Here is a 23028-nt window from a genome sequence, read left to right as displayed (position 1 = left end):
CCCGCACGCGGCCGTAGTTGAATACGCGGACAGGACGTGGGAGCAGAAATGGGTTCTGCAGAGGGCAGGGCGCCGGAAAGTCTCGTCGTGGATCTCAGTGAACTGGGTTCCGCTCCCCTGCCGCTCGTGGGCGGCAAGGCCATGAACCTTGGCAAGCTCATGGCGGCCGGGTTCCCCGTGCCGCGCGGCTTCTGTCTCACCACGGCCGCCTACCGGAAGGCCGCCCCGGCCGGTTTGGCGGCACTGGCGGCCCGGCTGGACGCGCCCTACGGAACAGCCCACTACGGAATAGCGCAGCCCGGATCTGGACGGCCGGGCCCATCCCCCGACGCCGCCCACCCCGCCTTGGCCCGCACCGAGGAACAGCATCCCCCACTGGACCTGCGCGAACTGGCGAGGCAGGCACGGGAAATGATTGTGACCGCGCCGATTCCCGCCGATGTGGATTCCGCCGTCCGCGCCGCGTATGCCGCGCTCGGCCCCGGTGCCGCAGTGGCGGTCAGGTCCTCCGCGACCGCCGAGGACCTGCCGTTCGCCAGCTTCGCCGGGCTGCAGGATTCCTTCCTCGACATCTCCGGGGCCGATGCAGTGGTCGAGTCGGTCCGCCGCTGCTGGGCCTCGCTCTGGACTGAGCGCGCAGTGGCCTACCGCTCCACCAACGGGATCAGCCACCGCGAGGTCGGACTCGCCGTCGTCGTCCAGGACGTCGTCGCCGCCACCACGGCCGGTGTGCTGTTCACTGCCAATCCCGTCACGGGCACCCGGACCGAAACGGTCATCGATGCGAGCGCCGGGCCGGGCCAGGCGGTGGTCTCCGGCAGCGTGAACCCGGACCATTTCGTCGTGGATACGGCGACGGGACGTGTCCTGCTCCGCTCCCCGGGGCAGCCTCCGGCCGGCCGGCCGTCGGCCCTGGATGACGCCCGTATCCATGAACTGACGGCGCTGGGCCATACCATCCAGCGGCTGTTCGGGGCCCCGCAGGATGTGGAATGGGTGATCGACGCTGGCGGCAAGATCTGGGTGACGCAGTCGCGGCCCATCACTACTTTGTATCCGTTGCCGGACCCGGCTGCCGCCGAGCCTGTTGGCGCGGAGTCGAGGCCCGCCACTGACACCCGTGTGTACCTGTGCGGCACCCTGCTCCAGGGCCTGACCCGTCCGCTCACCCCCATCGGACTCTACGTGCTGGGCTCCATGCGGAACCGCAGGGGACTGTGGCAGTTCATCAACCCGGGCCTGCGCATGTACGTGGACATGACGCCCTTCGTTCACAATAAGTACGGCCGCCGCTACCTGTTGCGGATGCTCCCGCTCGCGGACGGAAGGTCAGGCGCCGTCTTCCCGACGCTCCTGGAGGACCCCCGATTCGGCTTGCGCGCACGGACGCCGCGGCGGACCCGCCCCCGCGCCGCGGAGACGCCTGCCGCGCGGAAGCCCGGCTCAGGCAGCCCGCAAACACGCAGCGCCGAAGGCATGGACAGCCTTGCGATGATAGTCCGGCTGGTTCCAGCCATGTTGCGGGCCACAGTGCGGCCGGCAACAGAACTGCGCCGCGCCTTCGACTACGGAAAGCGCCTCGAGGCGGAGCTGGTCCTGCCGGAGCCGGCCACCGCATTTGGCCGGCTCGATCACGCCGAGCGCATCCTGGAGCGCACCGTGGACGGGCTGATCCTGGCGACGCTGCCGGCACCGTCCGTGGGTTACCTCATGCTGGCCGCCGCCCGCAGGCTGTTGCGCGGCATCGCGCAGCCGCGGGAACTCGAGGCGGTGCTGCGGGGGCTGCCGAACAACGTCACCACCGAGATGGATCTTGAGCTCTGGCAGCTGGCCGTCACCATCGGCGCGAATGCCGCGTCCCGCGAGGCGTTCCTGGCCCACGGCCCGGGAGAACTGGCCGCCATGTACGCGGCCGGCACGCTGCCCACGGTGGCGCAGACCGGACTGCACGGGTTCCTGGATCACTACGGCCACCGCGCCGTGGCCGAGATCGACCTTGGCATGCCGCGGTGGTCGGAGAAGCCGGACCACATCCTCGGCATGATCTCGAACTACCTCCACGTGGAGGACCCCGAGCAAGCCCCCGACCGGCAGTTCGCCCGCGCGGAGGAACACGCCGAGGCCAGGATCCGCGATCTCGTGGAACGGACCCGGGCCCGCGGCCAGCTCAGGGCCCGGGCGGTGGAGTTCTGCCTGCGCCGGACCCGGCAGTTGTCGGGACTGCGCGAACTGCCGAAGTTCTACATCATCCTCACGCTCGCGGAGATGCGCCGCCAGTTCAATGTCATCGGCGGCGAACTGGCCCGGTCCGGTTCGATCGCCGTAGCGGATGATGTGTATTTCCTCGAATTCGACGAAGTCCGCGTGGGGTTGCGGGGTGCCGACCTCAAAGACATCGTGGCGGCCCGCCGCCGGCTTTACGACGTCGAACTGCGCCGCCGCCGGATTCCACGGATCCTGCTCTCCGACGGCACGGATGTGGAGGCCGCGGTGATGGCGAAGTCCCCCGCTTCCGATGCCCTCGCCGGGACACCGGCGTCGGCCGGCACCGCTACCGGAACGGTGCGGGTCATCCTGGACCCGGTGGGCGCCCACCTGGAGCCCGGGGAAATCCTCGTGGCACCATCCACCGACCCGGGCTGGACCCCGTTGTTCATGACCGCCGGCGCCCTGGTGATGGAGATGGGCGGAGTGATCTCGCACGGGGCCGTGGTGGCCCGCGAATACGGCATCCCCGCCGTGGTGGGCGTGCCGGACGCGACCACCCTGCTGCGGACCGGCCAGCGCGTGACCGTGGACGGCTCAGCCGGAACGGTGCGGCCAGCGGACGCCCCGGTCTCCCCCGCGAAGGCCGCCAGCACAATGGCCGGCTGAGCCGCGGTCCTCTGCCGAGGGCCAAGGGGCTATGTTAGGAGCATGGTGTCTGTTGGCCGCAACGCACAGGACACGCCGGTTCCCGAACCCGAAGGCTTCGGTTCAGGGCTGGTGGATGATGCCGCCCGCCGGGATGCAGCGCTGCCGGACTTCGACTGGTCCGCCCTGCCGGAAGGTGTGCTGCGCGGCGAGTTCGAGGCGCCCAGCGGCACCCTCGCGACCATCACGTCCGGGGATCCGGGCAACCCGCGCGTCCTGCTCATTCCGGGCGCTACCGGCTCCAAGGAAGACTTCATCCTCATGCTGCCCGAGCTAGCCGCGGCCGGCTATTTCGTGCTCAGTTGCGACATAGCGGGCCAGTACGAATCAGCCCGGGCCGGGCCGGAAAACCTCGCCCCGCCGCGGACCCACTATGACTACGAGCTCTTCCGTGACGACCTCATCGCGATGCTCGACGCCGGGGACGGCGCGGCACACGTCGTGGGGTACTCCTTCGCGGCCACCGTCGCCCAGCTGGCCTTTCAACAGCGGCCCGAGATGTTCCGGAGCCTGACCCTGATCAGTTGCCCGCCGGAGCCTGGCCAGTGTTTCCGCGGGCTGCCCTTCGTCGGCTGGTTCAGCGGCCTGGTCAACAGCCGGGCCGGCGCCGCCTTGATGATCTGGGGCATCCGCAGCAATGTCGCCAGGGTGGCGCCCATGCGGTTGCGGTTCGTGAAAAGCAGGTTCGCGTACACGCGCCGCGCCTCGGTGGTCGACATCATCGGCCTCATGAAGCACACCCCCGATCTGCGGCAACTGCTGGCGGCGGCGACGCTGCCGAAGTTTGTCGCCGTCGGGGAACACGATCTCTGGCCGCTGGGGCTGCACCGGCGCTTCGCGCAGTCGATCGGGGCGAAAATTTCCGTCTACCGGGGCGGTCACAGCCCGAGCGAGACGTCGCCGTACCAGATCAGCCGCGACCTGATTGCGCTCTTCGACGGCCCCGTTTCGGATTGACTGAAGTGCCATGCAGATGCGAAGACCCCCGTCAGACCCTTGCACAGGGGGCCGTCGCCCCGTACGTTGGGGGACAGCGGACGAATGTCTCCGCAGCCGTTGGCCTTATGGCCGCCGGAGATCAGCAGCATTTCAGAAGGATAAAGGCATGGCTACAGGCACAGTTAAATGGTTCAACGCCGAAAAGGGTTTTGGCTTCATTGCCCCGGATGACGGGTCGGCCGACGTTTTCGCCCACTACTCGGCAATCGCCACCAGCGGCTACCGCTCGCTGGACGAGAACCAGAAGGTTGAATTCGACGTCACGCAGGGCCCGAAGGGCCCGCAGGCTGAGAACATCCGCCCGCTCTAAGTACTCCGGATAATGTCCCGGCCGCCCGGCCGGGGCACTTTCCCCGAAGATCACAACGCCCCTCCGGAGGATTCCTCCGGAGGGGCGTTTGTGTTCCCGGTGTCAGCCGACGTGGACCCAGGGCCGCCGGGTGACGTCCGGTTCGGCCTCGCGCAGCACTTCACGGGTGACCGGCGCGATTTCGCCTTCTCCGAAGGCCAGGAACCGCATGAGGTTGGTGATCGGGTTGCCCTCCGTCCAGCGGAAGTAGATATGCGGCATCAGTCCGGTGACGTCGCGGATGTGCAGGAGCACGGACGCGATCGTGTTGGGAACCACGGGCCCGTGGACCTCCAGGATCTGGTACCCGTGCCGGATCACCCCGCGGACCTCGAGTTCGGTCTCGAAGTCCGAGGAGTCGTCCACCACCACTTCCAGGAACAGGGCCTGGTAGTCCACCGGCAGATGGCTGACCTCAATGGCGGACGTCAGCTTGTCCCGGTACGCCTCAGCACTAAGCCGCAGCGGTTCGTGGGCGATGATCGCGATGGGCCCGGTTTCGTTGGCAGCCAGGAATTCCAGGGCCGGGGTGTCCATGCGCACATGCGTGGCGTGGAGTTCGAAGGAGCGCCGGATGCGCGAGAGCAGCGAGATGACGATGATCCCGAGGATGAACAGCGCCGCGATCCGGAGGCCTTCGGGCCGCTCGAAAATGTTGGCCACCGTGGTGTAAATGAAGACGACGGCGATGATCCCGAACCCGATGCTGCGCTTGCGCTGCCGTTTGCTGCGCGCCGAGAAGGTCACGGCGACCGCGGCAGAGGTCATCAGGACCAGGACGCCGGTGGCGTAGGCGCCGCCCTGGGCGTCGACGTCGGCGTCGAAGAGCCAGGTGATCAGGAACCCCACGAGCGTGAACACCAGGACCAGCGGCCGGACGGCGCGTGCCCATTCCGGCGCCATGCCGTACCGGGGCAGGTAGCGGGGAACCAGGTTCAGGAGCCCGGCCATGGCGGAGGCGCCGGCAAACCACAGGATGGCAATGGTGCTGATGTCATACACGGTGCCGAAGCCCGCGCCCAGGTATTCGTGGGCCAGATAGGCCAGGGCGCGCCCGTTCGCCTGGCCGCCCGGCTGGAATTCCTGTTCCGGGATGAGCACCACGGTGGTGAAGCTCGTGGTGACGAGAAACGCACTCATGATGACGGCGGCCGTGGTCAGCAGGCGGCGGGCGCCCTTGATCCTGCCCTCGGGGTTCTTCTCGGTGTCCGTGGCGTGGCCTCGGATCTGCGGCATGACCGCGACGCCGGTCTCGAAGCCCGACAGGCCGAGGGCCAGCTTCGGGAAGACCAGCAGCGCGATGCCCACGACCATCAGGGGGTTTCCGTGCTGGGTGGTCAGGGCCAGCCACCAGTTGTCGACCGCCACCGGGTGCGCGATGACCTCGAAGATGGTTGTGATAACCACAATGACGTTCAGGCCGAGATAGAGCCCCACGAGGACGACGGCGACGCCGATTGCCTCCTTGAAGCCGCGCAGGAACACCGCGGACAGCATGGCCAGCAGCACCAAGGTGACGGCGACGTTCTGGCCCTGCATCCAGGCGGGAGCGAACGGGTTCTCGATGGCGTGGGCGGTCGCGTCGGCAGCGGAGAGCGTCATGGTGATCATGAAGTCGGTGGCCGCAAAGCCCAGCAGCACCAGGACCAGGAGTTTCCCGCCCCAGCGCGGCAAGAGCCGTTCCAGCATGGCGATGGACCCCTCACCGCGCGGGCTTTCGCCGGCAACCCGGCGGTACACCGGCAGCGCGCCCAACAGGGTCACGGCGACCAGCACCAGGGTGGCCAGCGGCGAGATCACCCCGGCCGCGAGCGCGGCGATGGCGGGCTGGTAGCCCAGCGTGGAGAAGTAGTCCACGCCTGTCAGGCACATGACCTGCCACCACGTGTGCTTCTTCAGGTGGCTGTCACTCACCGCCCCGGGACCCTGGTGGGTTCCCTTGGCGTCCTGGAGGCCGAACAGCAGCCAGTTCCTGAAGTGATCCCCTGCGCCGGGCCGCGGCGCCGAGGGGTCTGCCGGGGGCCGGCTGAGCGTGGTCATAACGTCCTTTCCACGCGACGCACCGCGCCGCTTCCGTCCGCGACAGTATCAGTCGCGGCAGCCGCGGCAACTGTCCGGCGGACAATCCTGACGGTTCCTTAACGCGGGCTTCCGTGGGCCCGCGGCCGCGTCGCCCGGGTCCGCCTCCAAGTGACAGAATGACGACATGGCACGTGGAACGCTGCGGATCTTCCTGGGGGCCGCGCCCGGTGTGGGCAAGACCTACGAGATGCTGGAGGAAGCCCACCGCCTCGGCGAGCGCGGCGAGGACGTTGCGGTAGCGTTCGCGCTCGATCACGGCCGGCCCGACACGAGGGCCCTGATGGCGGGCCTGGAGGTCATTCCGCCCCGGCGGTTAGGCCACCGAGGCGCGGAGGCCGAGGAAATGGACCTGGACGCGGTCCTGGCCCGTGCCCCCGAGACCGTGGTGGTGGATGACTACGCCCACACCAACGTCCCGGGCAGCCGCAACCCGAAGCGCTGGCAGGACGTGGACGAACTCCTCGACGCCGGGATCAATGTCCTGTCCACGCTCAACATTGCACACCTGGCGTCCCTGGGCGACGTTGTCAGTGCCATCACCGGCGTCCGCCAGGCGGAGACGGTGCCGGCCGAAGTTGAGCCGGATGAAGTGGTTCCGGATGACGTCGTGCGCCGCGCCGACCAGATCGATTTGGTCGATATCCCCCCTGAACTGCTGCGCCAGCGGCTCAGCGACGGCAAGATCTACCCCGCGGACCAGATTGATGCGGCACTCTCCGACTACTTCCGGCTGGGCAACCTCAGCGCGCTGCGCGAACTCGCCCTGCTGTGGCTGGCCGACCGGGTGGACGAGGGGCTGGCGAAGTACCGTGCCGAGCACGGGATCCAGGACAGCTGGCCTGCCCGCGAGCGCATCGTCGTCGGACTGACCGGCGGCCCTGAGGGCGAGGCGCTCATCCGGCGCGGGGCACGCATCCTGACCCGGGTCAGCGGCGGAGACCTCCTGGCCGTCCATGTGCGGGCCGCTGGCGGCGTCGCTTCGGAGTCACCGCAGGCGCTCGAACGGCAACGGCGGCTGGTCCAGGACATGGGCGGCAGCTACCATATCGTCGCCGGAGAGGACCCGGCGGCCGCGCTGCTGGACTTCGCCCGCAGCGTCAACGCCACCCAGATCGTGGTCGGGATCTCGCGCCACAAGAACATCGCGGGCGTGCTGGGCCGTCTCCTGGGCAGCGGCGTGGGCACCCGGGTGGTGCGCGGTTCCGGGGACATCGACGTCCACATGGTCTCCCATCCGCTCGGCGGGCAGGGCACGGGGGTGCCGCGACCCCGCGACCTCGGCCGGGCCCGGGTGGCGGTGGGCCTGGTCCTCGCGGTGCTCCTTCCGGCGCTCCTGCAGCTGCTCCTGGCGTTCCTGAATCCGCAGCAGAACGTGGCCACCGCCATGCTGGTCCAGCTCAGCGGCTCGGTGGCGGTGGCCCTGGTGGGCGGGCTGTGGCCGGCGGTCCTGGCGGCCCTGTGGAGCAGCCTGCTGGTGAACTACTTCTCCACTCCCCCGACCGGCAACCTGTTCATCAGCGATCCACAGAACTACCTGGCCCTCTTCGTCTTTGTAGGAGTGTCGGCGGCCGTCGCCGTGGTGGTGGACCTGTCCGCCCGCCGGTCCAAGGAGGCCGCCCGGGCCAGGGCGGAGGCCGCCACACTCAGTGATCTCACCCGCGGGGCCGCCGGTTCGGAGGACACCGTCCAGTCCCTGCTCGAGCAGGCCAGGACCGTCTTCCAGGTCCGCGGCACGGCTCTCTTCAGCCAGGGCACCCACGGCGGCGGAGCCTGGCGGCTCCTGGCCTCCGCCGGCGACGTACCGGCTAACCACGCTCCCGACGGCGAGAACGTCGAGGAGATCAACCCCACCACCCGGCTGGTCCTCTATGGCCGGATCCTGCCGGCCAGCGACCGGCGGCTCCTGGCAGCCTTCGGCGTGCACCTGGCCGCCCAGCTGGAGCGCCAGCAGCTCGTGGCCAGCCGGCGCGAGATGATGCGCCTGGCCGAGAGCAACACCATGCGCACGTCCATCCTCCGCGCGGTCTCCCACGACCTGCGGACACCGCTGGCCGGGATCAAGCTCGCCGTCGGCGGCCTCCGGCGGACCGGTGTCCGGTACACCCCGCAGGAGGAGCAGGAGCTGTTGGCCACGATCGAGGAATGCTCCGACCGGCTCGACCTGCTGGTCGGCAACCTGCTGGACATGTCCCGCATCACCTCCGATTCGGTCAGCCCCCGGCTGCGCCCGCTCCGCTGGTACGAGGTGATCCCCGGCGCGCTGCACGGCGTCCCGCCGGGCCGGGTGCGGGTGGAACTGCCAGCCAACATGCCCGAGATCGATGCCGACCAGGGCATGCTGGAGCGCGTGATCGCAAACATCGTCGAGAACGCCGTCAAGTACGCCCCGGACTCGGACATCGTGGTGGTCGGAACGGCGGGCGGTCTCAGTCCGGCCACGCTGCGCGGGCGTCCCGCGGGCGAGCTGCGCATCATCGACCACGGCCGGGGCGTCCCGGCGGAACGGGTCCTGGACATGTTCCGCCCGTTCCAGCGCCTCGACGACGACGCCCGGGGCGCCGGCATCGGCCTCGGCCTGGCCGTGGCGAAGGGATTCACCGAGGCGATGGGCGGACGGCTGGCGGCGGAGGCAACGCCGGGCGGCGGCCTGACCATGGTGATCACCCTGCCGCTCTCCACCGGCGTGCCCTTTGATGCTCGCCCCGGCCGTGCCCCGCTGGAACCGCAATCGGCGCTGACCGGCCGCCGCCACCGGCCCCCGCTTTCTGTCATCGGCCAGGAAACCGGCCAGGATGCCAGGCAGGACACGCCATGAGCGCGGTCCTGGTGGTCGACGACGATCCCCACCTGTTGCGGGCCCTGCGCATCACCCTGCAGGCCCACGGCTACGCGGTCTCGACAGCGGCGGACGGCAGGTCAGCACTGCTTAAGGCCAGGCAGGAGCCGCCGGCGGTGGTGATCCTGGACCTCGGCCTGCCGGATCTGGACGGCACGGCGGTGATCCGGGAGCTGCGCGGCTGGAGCAGCGTACCGGTCCTGGTGCTGTCCGCCCGCCACGGCTCCGAGGACAAGGTCCAGGCCCTCGACGCCGGCGCGGACGACTACATCACCAAACCGTTCGGCCTGGACGAGCTCCTGGCCCGGCTCCGCGCTGTGCTGCGCCGGAGCATCGAACCGGACCACGAAGCGGTGGTCAGCACGGCGAACTTCACCGTGGACCTGGCCAAGCGCAGGGTGATCCGCGAGGGACAGGACGTCCGGCTGACCCCCACGGAGTGGAAAATGCTTGACGTGTTGGTGCGGAATCCGGAAAAGCTCATCACCCAGCAGCAGTTGCTCTCCGCGGTCTGGGGCCCGGCGTACGCCAAGGAGACCAACTACCTGCGGGTCTACATGGCCCAGCTGCGCCGCAAGCTCGAGCCGGACACCGCCAACCCGCGCCACCTGCTCACCGAGGCAGGCATCGGCTACCGGTTTATGCCCTGACGATGCTCCCATAGTCGTCAAATTCCGTGGGGTGTACGGTGACGTCGTGCTCGCGACGAAGCTGACGGTGCAGATCGGCTGGATCTGCCTCGCGGTGGTTAGCCTGGCCATCCTCGTGTTTGGTGTCGTGGTCGCGGTCGTTCCAATGGGAGGGGACGCTGCCTTGTATCGTGCGGACGGTCTCGCCTCGACCGGACTCGGCCTTTTCGGGGCGCTGATCGTGCTGGTGCCGTATCGGCGCATCGAGCGGTGGGCGTGGTGCGCGCTCTGGTTCTACCCCGTTTTCTGGCTGGCCCACCTGTTTGGAAACCTCCCGCCGGGCACGGATCACATCCACCAGGTCGGCTTCCTCGCCCTCTCGTTGATCGGGCTCGTGCTCCCTGTCCGCGTCTTCTTCCCGCCGCGTCGCAGCCCAGCAGGCCCCTGAATTCTGCCCCATCCTTACCGATCACTCTCCGAAGATGTGAATGGAGCCCTCCTGAGGAGCCAGGTGCATCGCACCCTTTTGGGCGGCCGCTGGTGCGGCTGGTTGTTCATGCCTGTCAAACCTGACGGACTTGCTGGCGGTTTTTCCTGCCGCGGCCTGACATGGATACTGGGGCAATGACAAATCGCAGCCCGCTCAACAGGGATGATGCCGGCGCGTCGCCGCTGCCGGCGATCCCGGCACAGCTGCAGGCCGTCCTCAACGGGATTCCGGCCATGGTGGGCTATTGGGACACAGGACTCCGCAGCCGGCTGGCCAATGACGCTTACTGCGAGTGGTTCGGCGTCGAACCCCAGCAGCTGCATGGCATGCATATCCGGGACGTGCTCGGGGAGGCCGTGTTCGAGGCGAACCGGCAGCACGTCGAGCGGGTGCTCGCCGGAGAACCGCAACAGTTTGACCGGATCCTCGTGGATGCCGCGGGCGAGTCACGTTTCACCGAGGTGACCTACACGCCCGACACCCGGGACGGCTCCGTGCAGGGCTTCTTTGTCCTGGTCACTGACGTCACCGAGCGGGTGCTGGCCGACCGGCGCCGGCAGCGGGACATGGACCGGTACCGTGCCCTGGCGCGGAGCGTCCCCGGCGTCTTCGTGCTCCTCTTCGACGCCGAGCTGCGCTACCTGATCGCCGAAGGCCAAGAGCTGGAGACCTTCGGCTACCGCACGGAAGAGCTCGAAGGCCGGCGCATCCAGGACGTGCTCAAAGGCGACCTCGCCAGCGAGCTCGAGCCGCGGTACCGGGCCGCCCTCGCCGGCCGGGAGGTCTCCTGGAACCGGCAGATCGGCCACCGCACCTACCGGCTCAAGGCCGGGCCGGTCTACTCCGACGACGCGGCCGCGGCCGGGATGGTCGTGGCGGTTGACGTCACCGAGCGCCTGCAGCAGCAGCAGGTGTGGGAGGCCCTGCACGAGATCGCGACCGCCGTCGCCCGCAACGCCGCCCCCGCCGACATCTCCGAGCGGGTCGCCGCAATCGTCCGCGAGCTGTTCAACGTCGACTCCGCCGCCGTCGTCCGTTTCACGGGAGCGTCATCGGCAGAAATTATCGCCATGGCGCCGGCCCTGCCGCCGACGCTGAGCCGCCGGCACATCTTCGCCCCGACCGACGAGTCCGCCACCGTCCGGGTGGCTCTGACCGGCAAGCCGGCCCTCGTTGTCTACGGCCCGGAGGGCGGACCGGCCGCGGAGCAGATGCGCGCCGGCGGTTTCCAGTCCGCGGCGGCGGCGCCGGTCCGGGTCCGGGGAAGCCTGTGGGGCGTCGTGACCCTGACCTCAAAGTCCCGCACGGGTGTCACGGAAGCCATGATGGAGCGGTTGGCCCAGTTCGCGGAGCTTGTCGAGATCGCCATCGGCAACACGGAGGCGCGGACTGACCTGGAGCTGCAGGCCACTACGGACCCCCTGAGCGGCCTGCCCAACCGGCGGGCCCTGGAACGGCACCTCGCAGAACAGGTCGCGCTGGCCGGGAGCCGCGGGACGAGCCTGAGCGCGGTCGTCCTGGATATCGACCACTTCAAGAGGGTCAACGACACCCACGGCCACCTGACGGGCGATGTGGTGCTGGCGGCGGTCGCGGCAAGGCTCCGGACGGTGGCCCGGGCCACGGAGATCGTGGCCCGGTTCGGCGGCGAAGAGTTCGTGTGGCTGCTGCCGGAGACCGACGGCGCCGAGGCACTCCAGGCGGCGGAACGGGCCCGGGAGGCCATCGCGTCCGAACCGTTCGGCGACGTCGGGTTCCTGACCATCTCCGCCGGCGTCTGCGATCAGCGCGACGCCGCGGCCGGCAGCCTGCTGGACTGCGCGGACCGGGCCCTGTACGAGGCCAAGAACGCCGGCCGCAACCGCACTTCCCGGTACGGCCACGCCACCCCGCCCGGCCAAGGGCACGCCCGGCCCGCGGCGGACGGACACCCGGCCTAGAAGTACTCCGGGGACGCCGCGGGAACGACAGGTCCCGGCGGCGCCGACGTCACTCGGGGCGGGGGAAAGGTCTCAGGACAGGAAGCCGCGCAGCAGGGCCGCGGTCCCTTCCAGGTGTTCAATGGTGGCGCGCTCCGCCGCCGCCGCGTCGCCGGACAGAATGGCGTCCGCCATTTGCGCGTGCTGCGCGTTGGAATGCTCCAGGTTGGTCCCCAGGAACGGGATCCTGTCCAGGAGTTCGTTGACCCTGGATCTGGTTTCCGCCACGGCCGCCACAAGGCTGGGCGAGCCGGTGAGCTCGGCGATCGCGATGTGAAAGCGGGCGTCGCGGGGCCTGTACGAGGCCTCCGTGGCGTTGGACACCTCCGACAGGCAGTTCCTCAGGTGGCTCCGGGCGGCAGCAGACAGATTGGAACTGGCCGCCAGGGCGCTCGCCGCCGGTTCAATGACCCCGCGGAACAGGAGCACGTCTTGCACCTCGGCTGGATCCAGTGGGCGGATTCCGCGCGGTTCTGACCGCACCGGGTTTTCGGAGACATACGTGCCGCCGTAGCGGCCGCGCCTGACGTCCAGATATCCGGCAGCCTGCAATTCGCCCAGCGCCTCGCGAAGGGTCGCCCGGGAAACACCCAGGCGTTCGGCGAGTTCGCGTTCCGGCGGCAGCTTGTCAGCAGGGGCAAAGATGCCGAGCTTGATCGTCTGGAGGATGTGCTCGATGGTCTCTTCGAAAGCATTTCCGCCCCGCACCGGGCGCAACATTGAGTACGGCTGCTGCAACAAGAAATCGGCCAAGGCCAGCTCCCAAAACTAGGCGACCCTATATATACCGCGAGCATACATTTAGGGAACCGGAAAAGACCAGCTAAAAGACCAATTGACCGAAGTCCGAGCGATATTTCCTATGTTCTCACCCGAAGTCCTTGACGAATGTGAGTTGCGCCACCACACTGGGAGGCGTGCCCTTGGACTGAAAACAGTCCTTTAGGAATCTGGGCGACACTCCTCTTATCAAGGGAATCGCATGAAATCAGTAGATCATGTCGCCGCTGCGACAAACGCAGACGGCAGTGAAACGGAGTACCTTCAGCACCGCCGGCTCAAGCGCGGCGCCGCCGGGTGGGTGCTCCTCGCGGGGCTGGGTGTCGCCTACGTCATTTCCGGCGACTTCGCCGGATGGAATCTTGGTCTCGCCCAGGGAGGATGGGGCGGCCTGCTCATTGCTTTCCTCCTGATGGGCGTCATGTACACCTGCATGGTCTTCGGCCTGGCCGAACTCTCGTCGTCGCTTCCGACGGCGGGTGCAGGTTACGCTTTCGCGCGGCGGGCCCTCGGCCCGTTGGGCGGCTTCGCCACCGGCATAGCGGTGCTGATCGAATACGCCGTCGCACCCGCCGCCATCGCCACCTTCATCGGCGGCTACATCGAGGCACTGGGCCTGTTCGGGCTCACCAACTCCTGGCCGGTCTACCTGGTCACCTACATGATCTTCATCGGGATCCATCTCCGCGGCGTGGGTGAGGCGCTGAAGATCATGTTTGCGATCACCGCCTTTGCCGTCGTCGCGCTCATTGCCGCCGTCGTCGGCCTCGTGCCGATGTTCGACCCGGCCAAACTGTTCGACATCGTCCCGGACGGATCCGCCGGTTCCAGCGCGTTCCTGCCCATGGGCGTCGGAGGAATCCTGGCGGCACTGGTCTACGGCATCTGGTTCTTCCTGGCCGTCGAAGGCGTCCCGCTGGCCGCGGAGGAATCCGCGGATCCCAAGAAGGACATGCCCAAAGGCATCATCGTCGCAGTCCTCATCCTGGTCATCTTCGGGGGCCTGATGCTGGTCCTCGTGCCGGGAGCGGCCGGATCCCAGGCCATGAGCACCTCAGACAACCCGCTTCCGGCCGCCATCCGGCTGGCCTACGGTGGAAACACGCTGCTTGCCGATTTCATCAACTACGCGGGCCTCGCCGGCCTGGTGGCCAGCTTCTTCTCCATCATCTATGCCTACTCACGCCAGCTTTTCGCGCTCTCCCGCGCCGGCTACCTGCCCAAATGGCTGTCACTCACCGGGGCTCGCCGGACACCCTACTGGGCCCTCATCGTTCCGGGCACGATCGGCTTCCTGCTGGCAGCCATCACCCAGGACGGCGCCCTGCTGATCAACATCGCCGTCTTCGGCGCCACGGTCTCCTACGTCCTGCTCAACCTGTCCCACATTGTGCTCCGGATCAAAGAGCCGGAACTGGAGCGCGGCTACCGCACCCCTGGAGGCATCGCCACCACCTCCGTCGCGCTCGTCCTGTCCGCGGTCGCCGTCGTCGCCACTTTTGTGGTGGACGTCTACGCGGCATCCATCACAGCGGCCATCTTCGCCGCCGCCATTGCGTACTACTGGTTCTACAGCCGGCACCGCATCGTCACCGGGTCCCCGGATGAGGAATTCGCCCGGCTGGCCCTGGCCGAGGCCGAACTGAAGCAGTAGCTGACCCCGGCCACCACCCACCACCCCATTTGCAGAGAACAACATTGCGGAGCAACCATGAATGAAGCATCCACAGCCCACGCCCTGAACACCCAGCTCACCCTCGATGAACTGCGGGCAGACGTCGCCTCCGGAGCGATCGACACTGTCATCGTGGCCATCACCGACTCCCTCGGCAGGCTCCAGGGCAAGCGCTGCGGCGCCCGCTCTTTCCTCGAGGATGTCCTGGAACACGGCGCGGAAGGCTGCAACTACCTCCTCGCCGTCGACGTCGAGATGAACACCATCGACGGCTACGCCATGTCATCCTGGGAGACCGGCTACGGCGACATGATGATGCTGCCCGATGTCTCGACCCTGCGCCGGGTCCCGTGGCAGCAGGGAACGGCCCTGGTTCTTTGCGACATCATGTGGGCAGACAAGTCGCCGGTCGTCGCGTCCCCGCGCCAAATCCTGCGCGCCCAGGTGGAACGGCTCGAAAAACTCGGCTACCGCGCCCACATGGGCACCGAGCTCGAGTTCTTGATGTTCGACGACTCCTACCGTGAGGCCTGGCAGAAGAACTACCACGGGCTGAATGCCTCGACCCAGTACAACGTGGACTACTCGCTGCTCGCCACGGCCCGCCTGGAACCGGTCATCCGGTCGATCCGCACCAACATGGAGGCGGCCGGCCTGGTGGTCGAATCCTCCAAGGGCGAGTGCAACCTCGGCCAGCAGGAAATCACCTTCCGCTTCGATGAAGCCCTCAAGGCATGCGACAAGCACACGTTCTACAAGAGCGGCGCGAAGGAAATCGCGGACCAGCACGGCAAGAGCATCAGCTTCATGGCCAAGTACGACCAGCGCGAGGGCAACTCCTGCCACATCCACTTCAGCCTGACCGACCTGGACGGCAACCCCGTGCTGCCCGGCGACGGCGAGCACGGCTTCAGCCCGGTGATGGAGCACTTCATGGCCGGACAGCTGGACGCCCTGAAGGAACTCACCTATTTCCTGGCCCCGAACGTCAACTCCTACAAGAGGTTCGTTGAAGGCAGCTTCGCGCCCACCGCCATCGCCTGGGGCATGGACAACCGCAGCTGCGCCCTCCGGGTGGTGGGCCACGGACGGGGCCTGCGCACCGAAATGCGCGTCGGCGGCGGGGACCTCAACCCGTATCTCGCGGCGGCCGCGCTGATCGCCGCCGTAATCCACGGGCTGGAGAACCGGCTGCCCCTGGGACCCGCCATCCAGGGCAGCGCCTACGCCTCCGACGCCGACCGGCTTCCGACCAACCTGCGCGATTCCCGGGACCTTCTCGCGGAAAGCAGCATCGCACGCAAGGCGTTCGGCGACTCCGTCGTGGACCACTACGTCCACGCCGCCGGCATCGAACTCCGCGCCTACGAGGGCGCCGTCACCGACTGGGAGCGCATCCGTGGCTTCGAACGACTCTAAGGCATACCGCCCCCGGATCGCCCTGACCAGCTACTACCAGGATGCGGCCTGGGGAGTTTGGAACGCCAAGGCCGCCATCGTCCCGGGAACCTACGTCGAGGCCGTGGTCGCCGCTGGCGGAACTCCCATCCTGCTGCCGCCGCTGGGCACGGACGAAACCGTGCTGGACCTGATGGACGGACTCATCGTGGTGGGAGGACCCGACGTGGATCCCGCCCGCTACGGTGCCGCCGCACATCCCAGGACCGCCTCGCAGCCGCTCCGGGATGAGCACGATACGATCCTGACGCGGGCGGCGGTGGAGCGCGGTCTGCCGTTGTTTGCCATCTGCCGCGGGGCCCAGATCCTCAACGTGGCCTTTGACGGCAGCCTGACCCAGCACCTGCCCGACATCAACCCCACGGCCGACTACCAGCCGGCCCCGGGAGTGTTCGGCGAAGCCGCATTCACCACGGTCCCGGGAAGCCTGATCCAGTCACTGCTCGGCGACGCCGCCGGGGCGCCGTGCTATCACCACCAGGCCATGGACACTGTGCCGCCGGGGCTGCGCGTCACCGCGTCCTCCGAGGATGGAACCGTCCAGGCTCTGGAGGCCGAAGACACCCCCGGCTGGGTGCTGGGCGTGCAATTCCACCCGGAACAAAACCCGGAAGACCTGCGGCTGTTCCGCGGCTTCGTCCAGGCCGCGGGCAGTTACCGTGCCAACCGAAAAGAGATGTCCACGATATGACAGCAACAACCTTCGACGTCATCAACCCCTCCACCGAGGAAGTCATCGAGACGGTAGCGCTGGCCGGACTGGCCGAGGTCGATGATGCCATCGCCCGCGCGGCCGGTGCATTTGATTCCTGGCGGGCCGTCGCCCCGGCAGACCGCGCGCTGCTGCTGAGGCGCTTCGCCTCGGCCGTGGACGCGGATCTGGAAAACCTGGCCCGGCTCGAAGTCCGCAACGCAGGCCACACGATCGGGAATGCCCGCTGGGAAGCCGGGAACGTCCGGGACGTCCTCGCTTACTACTCCGCCGCGCCGGAACGCCACTTCGGCAAGCAGATCCCGGTCGCCGGTGGCGTCAACATCACCTTTCACGAGCCGCTCGGCGTTGTGGGGGTCATCGTTCCGTGGAACTTCCCGATGCCGATCGCGGCCTGGGGTTTTGCCCCCGCCCTGGCCGCCGGCAACACAGTGGTTCTCAAACCTGCCGAGATGACCCCCCTGACCGCGCTGCGGCTGGCCGAACTGGCCCGTGAAGCCGGCATCCCGGAGGGCGTCTTCCAGGTGATCCCGGGCAAGGGTTCGGTGGTGGGCGAGCGGTTCGTCACCCATCCCGCCGTCCGCAAAGTGGTCTTCACCGGCTCGACCGGCGTCGGCAAGAAGATCATGGCCGGCTGCGCGGAACAGGTGAAGCGGGTGACCCTCGAACTCGGCGGCAAGAGCGCCAACATCGTCTTCGACGACGCCGACCTCGAGATGGCCGCCGCCGCCGCCCCCGGTGGAGCATTCGACAACGCCGGCCAGGACTGTTGTGCGCGCTCGCGCATCCTGGTTCAGCACAACGTCTATGACCGCTTCATGGAGTTGCTTGAGCCCGCCGTCAAGGCCATCACCGTCGGTGATCCCGCGGATGAGGCAACCACCATGGGTCCTCTGATCTCCGCCCAGCAACGCCGGACGGTCGCCGGTTTCGTGCCGGACAACGCCCCGATTGCCTTCCAGGGCCTGGCCCCGTCCGGAGCCGGCTTCTGGTTCCCGCCGACAGTGCTGACGCCCGGACTGGACGCGCGGTCGTTCACCGAGGAAATTTTCGGCCCGGTCGTGACCGTGGTGCCCTTCACCGACGAGGCGGACGCTATCCGGATCGCGAACGACACCGACTACGGACTGTCCGGTTCCATCTGGACCTCCAGCGTGGACCGCGCCCTGCGCGTGGCGCGCGGCGTCGAGTCCGGCAACCTGTCCGTGAACTCCCACTCCTCCGTCCGGTACTCCACCCCGTTCGGCGGTTTCAAGCAGTCCGGACTGGGCCGGGAGCTCGGACCCGATGCCCTCGATTCCTTCACCGAAACCAAGAACGTCTTCATTTCCACGCCGTCTCTGGGCTGAACTGTCCCTGACTCGCAACATCGACCCGACCTATACCCCGCACTAAGGAGTTCCCATGCAGACAGTAGTATCCAACCGCCTCGCCGGACGCAGCGCAGTCATCACTGGTGGCGCCAGCGGCATCGGGCTGGCCACCGCCCGCCGGATGGCGGCGGAAGGCGCCAACGTCGTCATCGCCGACATCGAACCCACCTCCGGCCTCGCCGCGGCCACCGAGGTCGGCGGCCTGTTCGTCAAGGTCGACGTCACGAGCGAAGACGACGTCCGGAACCTCTACGCCCAGACCAAAGAAACCTACGGCAGCGTTGATATCGCGTTCAACAACGCCGGGATCTCCCCCGCCAGCGACGGCTCAATCCTCGACACCGGCATCGATGCCTGGCGCAAGGTCCAGGAAGTAAACCTGACATCCGTTTACTACTGCTGCAAGTACGCCATCCCCTACATGCAGGAACAGGGCAAGGGCTCCATCATCAACACGGCCTCGTTCGTGGCGGTCATGGGCGCGGCGACCTCCCAGATCTCCTACAGCGCCTCAAAAGGCGGGGTGCTTTCCATGAGCCGTGAACTCGGCGTCGAATTCGCCCGGCAGGGCATCCGGATCAATGCCCTCTGCCCCGGCCCTGTGAACACCCCGCTGCTGAAGGAACTCTTCGCGAAGGACCCGGAAAAGGCCGCCCGCCGGCTGATCCACGTTCCGCTGGGACGCTTTGCCGAGCCCGAGGAACTCGCGGCCGCCGTCACGTTCCTGGCCAGCGACGACGCCTCCTTCATCACGGCATCCACCTTCCTGGTGGACGGCGGGATTTCCGGCGCGTACGTCACGCCGATCGACTGAGCCAGGAGAGGAAGTACGGCGCTGGGGTGCCGGCCGGGATCGCCTCCCGGCCTGCACCCCAGCGCCGTAAACGAACAGCGGCTTAAACGAAGGCCGACTTCCCCGTCACGGCCCGCGCCACGATCAGGGAGTTGATCTCGTAGCTGCCCTCATAGGTGTAGAGGATTTCGGCGTCGCCGAAGAGCTTGCCCATCTCGTAGTCGCTGCTGATTCCGTTGCCGCCCATGAGGGACCGGCCCATGGCCACCGAGGCCCGCGCCAGCCGCGTGGTGGTGGATTTGGCCATCGCGGCCTGGACCATCTCGAGCTTGCCCTCTTCCTGGATCCTCGCCAGCTGGGCCATCAGTGCCAGCGAGGCGGTGGCGTTGCCCAGGATCTCGGCGAGCTGTTGCGCGATGAGCTGGAAGCGGGCCAATTCCTTGCCGAACTGGCGGCGCTGCAGCGAATAGGAACGCGCGACGTCGAACGCGGCCAGCTGGATGCCGGCCCCTTGCCAGCCCACCCAGGCGCGCGAATCCCGCAGAAGCGCGTTGGCCTTGGAGAAGTCGGTGGCGCCGGGCAGCAGGTTGGATTCCGGGATGCGGACCTCGTCCAGGACGATGTCCGCGTTCTGCATGATGCGCAGGCCGATCTTGTTGGCGATCTTCGTCGCCGTGTACCCGGGCCGGTCCGTCTCGACGATGAAGCCCTTGATCTGCTGGTCGGCGACGTCCCGGGCCCAGACGAGGGCGAAGTCCGCGATGGTGCCGGCGCCGATCCAGCGCTTGGCACCGCTGATGACCCACTCGCCGCCCTCCAGCCGCGCGGTGGTCGCCAGGCCCCCGGCGATGTCCGAGCCGTGGTCCGGCTCGGTCAGGGCGAACGCTCCGAGCTGGGTGAAAGCGGTCAGGCCGGGGAGCCAGCGGGCCTTCTGTTCCTCGGAGCCGAGCTCGTCGATCATGCCGACAATCAGCTCGTTGTGGATGCCCACGAGCGCGGAGAGGGAGACATCGGCGCGCGCCACCTCCACATACATAAGTCCCTTGAAGAGCTTGGACGTGCCGTCCGTCTGCAACCCGCCCAGGCCATATTTGCCGAGTTCCGCGAGCAGGCCGAAAGGGAACTCCTCGCGGTTCCAGTAGTCGATCGACGCGGCCCGGATCCGGGACTGCAGGAATTCCCGGACCTCCTGGTACCGGAGCTGTTCGTCCGGCGGCAGCAGGTCCACGATGTACATGAGGTCCGCGTCGGGAAACGGCGGCTGGGCCGCAGCAGCCGCGGCAACTGTGTCTGCGCCCGTTGCGGGGGCCGCGGCAACTGCCCGGGTTCCGGCGTCCGGTTCCGCTGTCGCTGGGTCCGCTGTAGCTGGTTCTGCCGCCTCTGGGGCCGCTATCGCTGGTTCTGCTGTGTCTGATTCCGCTACCGCTCGTTGTCCGCCTGCACGTCCTTGTGGCTGCACGGGCACGTATCCCTTCGTCATGCGCCGCTTGTAGAGCAGCGCCGCTCTTCCAAACCCTTGGATGTCCTAGTATATTGCAGAGTGACGGGGATCACTAGGCAGGCATCGCGCCGGGCCTGCACGATCCCGGGCAACGGCGCCGGGCCCGGAGCGGCTGCGCCAGAGGACTGTCGAAAGGTGCACCATGAGCGTGACTGAGGAATTCCGGGCCGCGAGGGACCGGCTGCTGGCCCTGCGCGGGGACTACGAGGCCGCCCGCAACGAATTCCAGTGGCCGCGCTTCGAGGAATTCAACTTTGCCCTGGACTGGTTCGACCAGCTGGCGGCAGACCCCGCCAAGGCGGACAAGCGGGCACTGGTGATCGTGGAGCAGGACGGATCCGCGACGCGGCGCAGTTTCGCGGATCTCTCCCGGCGCTCGTCCCAGGTGGCCAACTGGCTGCGGGCGCAGGGCGTCCGGCGCGGGGACCGGATGATCATCATGCTCGGCAACCAGGTGGAGCTCTGGGAGCTCATGCTGGCCGGCATCAAGCTGGGCATCGTCATGATCCCCACCACCACCCTGATGGGACCCGCCGACCTCCAGGACCGGGTGGAGCGCGGCGGCGCGGCCTGGGCCGCCGTCGGGCATGCCAACATCGCCAAGTTCGCCGACGTCGCGGGTGACTACACGCTGATCGAAATCGGCGGGGACCGCCGCCCCGCCGCGGTCCGGGACGGGGCCCTGCAGTATGCGGACGCTGCGGCGGCCGGCGCGGACTTCACCCCGGACGCACCCACCCCGGCCGACGAGACACTCCTGCTCTACTTCACCTCCGGCACCACGTCCAAGGCCAAACTGGTGGAGCACACGCACACCTCCTACCCGGTGGGGCACCTGTCCACGATGTTCTGGATCGGGATGGAACCGGGCGACGTGCACCTCAACGTGGCCTCGCCGGGCTGGGCCAAGCACGCCTGGTCGAATGTGTTCACGCCCTGGATCGCCGAGGCCTGCGTGTTCATCTACAATTACGAACGTTTCGACGCGAAGGCCCTCATGGAGCAGATGGACCGCGAATCCGTGACCAGTTTCTGCGCCCCGCCCACGGTGTGGCGGATGCTGATCCAGGCCGATCTCAACCTGCTGAAAAACCCGCCCACCAAGGTGGTGTCCGCCGGCGAACCGCTGAACGCCGAGGTGATCGACCAGGTCCACCGCGCCTGGGGCCAGACCATCCGCGACGGCTTCGGGCAGACCGAGTCGACAGTGCAGATCGCGAACACCCCTGGCCAGCCGGTCAAGATCGGCGCCATGGGCAAGCCGCTGCCCGGCTACGACGTGGTGCTCGTGGACCCCGCCACGGGTGCGGAGTCCGACGACGGCGAGCTCTGCCTGCGCCTGGACCCCCGCCCCGTGGGGCTCATGAAGGCGTACTACGGCGATCCGGAGAAGACGGCGGAGGCCTTCCGCGACGGCTACTACCACACGGGGGACATGGCGAGCCGGGACGAGCGCGGCATCATCACGTACGTGGGTCGCGGCGACGACGTCTTCAAGTCTTCGGATTACCGGTTGTCCCCGTTCGAACTGGAGAGCGTGCTGATCGAGCACCCGGCGGTGGCGGAGGCCGCCGTCGTCCCCTCCCCGGACCCGCTCAGGCTGTCCGTGCCGAAGGCGTTCGTGGTCCTGGCGGCCGGCCACCAGCCCGGCCCGGAGCTCGCCGAGGACATCCTGCGGTACTGCCGCGAGCATTTGGCCCCGTTCAAGCGGATCCGCCGGCTGGAGTTCGCCGACCTCCCCAAGACGATTTCGGGCAAGATCCGGCGCGTGGAGCTGCGGCGCAGCGAGGAAGTGCGGCACGGCGGCGGGCCGGTTCCGGACGGTTTCGGCATCGAGTATTCCGACGCCGATTTTCCCGGGTTGAAGGGCTGATCGTGGGAACACCGCTGCCGCGCGATCCGATCGCCGATGCCCGGCTGAACTGGGAGCGCCACGGCTGGTCCGACGTCGCCGCCCCGATGGCCGCCATCACCGCGATCATGCGGACCCAGCAGATTCTGCTGGGCCGGATCGAAGCGGTCCTCAAGCCGTTCGGGCTCACCTTCGCCCGGTACGAGCTGCTGGCGCTGCTCAGTTTCGCCCGCAGCGGCGCGCTGCCCATGAACAAGGCCAGCGCGCTCCTGCAGGTTCATCCCACCTCGGTCACCAACGCCGTGGACCGGCTCCAGGAGGCCGGGCTGGTGATCCGCTCCCCGCACCCCACGGACGGGCGCACCACGCTGATCGAGCTAACCCCGGAGGGCCGCGCCCTGGCCAAACGGGCGACGGCGGTGCTGAACTCCGAGGTCTTCGGCCAGTCGGGCTTCGGGGAGCAGGACGTGGACCAGCTGATCCGGATCCTGGGCACGTTCCGCCGGAACGCCGGGGACTTTAGCGGCTGAGGGGTCCCGGTTCAGCCTCCGACGCCGGGGACTTTAGCGGCTGAGGGGTCCCGGTTCAGCCTCCGACGCCGGGGACT

General features: G+C 68.0%; 17 protein-coding genes. 14 read left to right on the top strand and 3 right to left on the bottom strand.

What is annotated here, in order from left to right:
- Positions 1-48: 48 nt before the first annotated feature.
- The 3 genes from LDO15_RS02300 (at position 49) to LDO15_RS02290 (ending at position 4222) form a co-directional block, all read left to right on the top strand.
- A complete protein-coding gene (locus LDO15_RS02300; protein ID WP_223983612.1) occupies positions 49-2874 on the top strand; it encodes a PEP/pyruvate-binding domain-containing protein in 2826 nt (941 codons plus the stop codon).
- 42 nt (positions 2875-2916) lie between these two features.
- A complete protein-coding gene (locus tag LDO15_RS02295; RefSeq protein WP_223983610.1) occupies positions 2917-3870 on the top strand; it encodes an alpha/beta hydrolase in 954 nt (317 codons plus the stop codon).
- Between the two features lie 148 nt (positions 3871-4018).
- The gene (locus LDO15_RS02290) at positions 4019-4222 is read left to right on the top strand and encodes a cold-shock protein (protein WP_009357211.1); all 204 of its coding nucleotides are present in this window, start codon (positions 4019-4021) and stop codon (positions 4220-4222) included.
- Between the two features lie 102 nt (positions 4223-4324).
- On the opposite strand, the gene LDO15_RS02285 is transcribed toward LDO15_RS02290, so the two are convergent.
- Positions 4325-6301, bottom strand: coding sequence for an amino acid transporter (locus LDO15_RS02285; RefSeq protein WP_223983608.1), 1977 nt, complete (start codon positions 6299-6301; stop codon positions 4325-4327).
- 166 nt (positions 6302-6467) lie between these two features.
- Between LDO15_RS02285 and LDO15_RS02280 the strand changes: the two genes are divergently transcribed.
- From LDO15_RS02280 to LDO15_RS02265, 4 genes are all read left to right on the top strand, one after another.
- Positions 6468-9158, top strand: coding sequence for a DUF4118 domain-containing protein (locus LDO15_RS02280; protein ID WP_223983606.1), 2691 nt, complete (start codon positions 6468-6470; stop codon positions 9156-9158).
- A complete protein-coding gene (locus LDO15_RS02275) occupies positions 9155-9829 on the top strand; it encodes a response regulator (protein ID WP_223983604.1) in 675 nt (224 codons plus the stop codon). The genes LDO15_RS02280 and LDO15_RS02275 overlap by 4 nt, the downstream gene beginning before the upstream one ends.
- A 46-nt stretch (positions 9830-9875) precedes the next feature.
- Positions 9876-10256: a hypothetical protein gene (locus tag LDO15_RS02270; protein WP_223983601.1), complete on the top strand. Its 381-nt coding sequence runs from the start codon at positions 9876-9878 to the stop codon at positions 10254-10256.
- Between the two features lie 176 nt (positions 10257-10432).
- Positions 10433-12238, top strand: coding sequence for a diguanylate cyclase (locus LDO15_RS02265; protein ID WP_223983596.1), 1806 nt, complete (start codon positions 10433-10435; stop codon positions 12236-12238).
- A gap of 72 nt (positions 12239-12310) precedes the next feature.
- On the opposite strand, the gene LDO15_RS02260 is transcribed toward LDO15_RS02265, so the two are convergent.
- Positions 12311-13030 carry an FCD domain-containing protein gene (locus LDO15_RS02260; protein ID WP_223983593.1) on the bottom strand — a complete coding sequence of 240 codons (720 nt, stop codon included), beginning with the start codon at positions 13028-13030 and terminating at the stop codon, positions 12311-12313.
- A gap of 229 nt (positions 13031-13259) precedes the next feature.
- Between LDO15_RS02260 and eat the strand changes: the two genes are divergently transcribed.
- The 5 genes from eat to LDO15_RS02235 are packed head-to-tail and all read left to right on the top strand — an operon-like array spanning position 13260 to position 19089.
- Complete coding sequence (gene eat, locus LDO15_RS02255; RefSeq protein WP_223983590.1) at positions 13260-14711, top strand: ethanolamine permease; 1452 nt, start codon at positions 13260-13262, stop codon at positions 14709-14711.
- 57 nt (positions 14712-14768) lie between these two features.
- A complete protein-coding gene (locus LDO15_RS02250; RefSeq protein ID WP_223983588.1) occupies positions 14769-16151 on the top strand; it encodes a glutamine synthetase family protein in 1383 nt (460 codons plus the stop codon).
- Positions 16132-16881 carry a gamma-glutamyl-gamma-aminobutyrate hydrolase family protein gene (locus LDO15_RS02245; protein ID WP_223983585.1) on the top strand — a complete coding sequence of 250 codons (750 nt, stop codon included), beginning with the start codon at positions 16132-16134 and terminating at the stop codon, positions 16879-16881. Before LDO15_RS02250 ends, LDO15_RS02245 begins: the two co-directional genes overlap by 20 nt.
- Positions 16878-18251, top strand: a complete 1374-nt coding sequence (locus LDO15_RS02240; protein ID WP_223983582.1) for an aldehyde dehydrogenase family protein — start codon at positions 16878-16880, stop codon at positions 18249-18251. Before LDO15_RS02245 ends, LDO15_RS02240 begins: the two co-directional genes overlap by 4 nt.
- Before the next feature lie 55 nt (positions 18252-18306).
- Positions 18307-19089, top strand: a complete 783-nt coding sequence (locus LDO15_RS02235; protein ID WP_223983579.1) for a 3-oxoacyl-ACP reductase — start codon at positions 18307-18309, stop codon at positions 19087-19089.
- Between the two features lie 82 nt (positions 19090-19171).
- On the opposite strand, the gene LDO15_RS02230 is transcribed toward LDO15_RS02235, so the two are convergent.
- Complete coding sequence (locus LDO15_RS02230; RefSeq protein ID WP_223983576.1) at positions 19172-20305, bottom strand: acyl-CoA dehydrogenase family protein; 1134 nt, start codon at positions 20303-20305, stop codon at positions 19172-19174.
- A 406-nt stretch (positions 20306-20711) separates the two neighbouring features.
- Between LDO15_RS02230 and LDO15_RS02225 the strand changes: the two genes are divergently transcribed.
- Positions 20712-22442 (top strand): AMP-binding protein, encoded by a 1731-nt coding sequence (locus LDO15_RS02225; protein ID WP_223983575.1) that lies wholly within the window; start codon positions 20712-20714, stop codon positions 22440-22442.
- Positions 22443-22444: 2 nt separating this feature from the next.
- A complete protein-coding gene (locus LDO15_RS02220) occupies positions 22445-22951 on the top strand; it encodes a MarR family transcriptional regulator (protein ID WP_223983572.1) in 507 nt (168 codons plus the stop codon).
- The last annotated feature ends 77 nt before the right edge of the window (positions 22952-23028 follow it).

This window comes from Arthrobacter sp. NicSoilB8, assembly GCF_019977355.1.
Lineage (GTDB): Bacteria > Actinomycetota > Actinomycetes > Actinomycetales > Micrococcaceae > Arthrobacter.
This window is presented reverse-complemented; position numbering and strand designations above follow the sequence as displayed.

Coding starts and splice junctions, on each gene's coding strand:
- LDO15_RS02225 (WP_223983575.1), top strand. CDS start 20,712: ATGAGCGTGACTGAGGAATTCCGGGCCGCGAGGGACCGGCTGCTGGCC.
- LDO15_RS02290 (WP_009357211.1), top strand. CDS start 4,019: ATGGCTACAGGCACAGTTAAATGGTTCAACGCCGAAAAGGGTTTTGGC.
- LDO15_RS02265 (WP_223983596.1), top strand. CDS start 10,433: ATGACAAATCGCAGCCCGCTCAACAGGGATGATGCCGGCGCGTCGCCG.
- LDO15_RS02300 (WP_223983612.1), top strand. CDS start 49: ATGGGTTCTGCAGAGGGCAGGGCGCCGGAAAGTCTCGTCGTGGATCTC.
- LDO15_RS02240 (WP_223983582.1), top strand. CDS start 16,878: ATGACAGCAACAACCTTCGACGTCATCAACCCCTCCACCGAGGAAGTC.
- LDO15_RS02250 (WP_223983588.1), top strand. CDS start 14,769: ATGAATGAAGCATCCACAGCCCACGCCCTGAACACCCAGCTCACCCTC.
- LDO15_RS02235 (WP_223983579.1), top strand. CDS start 18,307: ATGCAGACAGTAGTATCCAACCGCCTCGCCGGACGCAGCGCAGTCATC.
- LDO15_RS02275 (WP_223983604.1), top strand. CDS start 9,155: ATGAGCGCGGTCCTGGTGGTCGACGACGATCCCCACCTGTTGCGGGCC.
- LDO15_RS02280 (WP_223983606.1), top strand. CDS start 6,468: ATGGCACGTGGAACGCTGCGGATCTTCCTGGGGGCCGCGCCCGGTGTG.
- eat (WP_223983590.1), top strand. CDS start 13,260: ATGAAATCAGTAGATCATGTCGCCGCTGCGACAAACGCAGACGGCAGT.
- LDO15_RS02295 (WP_223983610.1), top strand. CDS start 2,917: ATGGTGTCTGTTGGCCGCAACGCACAGGACACGCCGGTTCCCGAACCC.
- LDO15_RS02230 (WP_223983576.1), bottom strand. CDS start 20,305: ATGTACATCGTGGACCTGCTGCCGCCGGACGAACAGCTCCGGTACCAG.
- LDO15_RS02285 (WP_223983608.1), bottom strand. CDS start 6,301: ATGACCACGCTCAGCCGGCCCCCGGCAGACCCCTCGGCGCCGCGGCCC.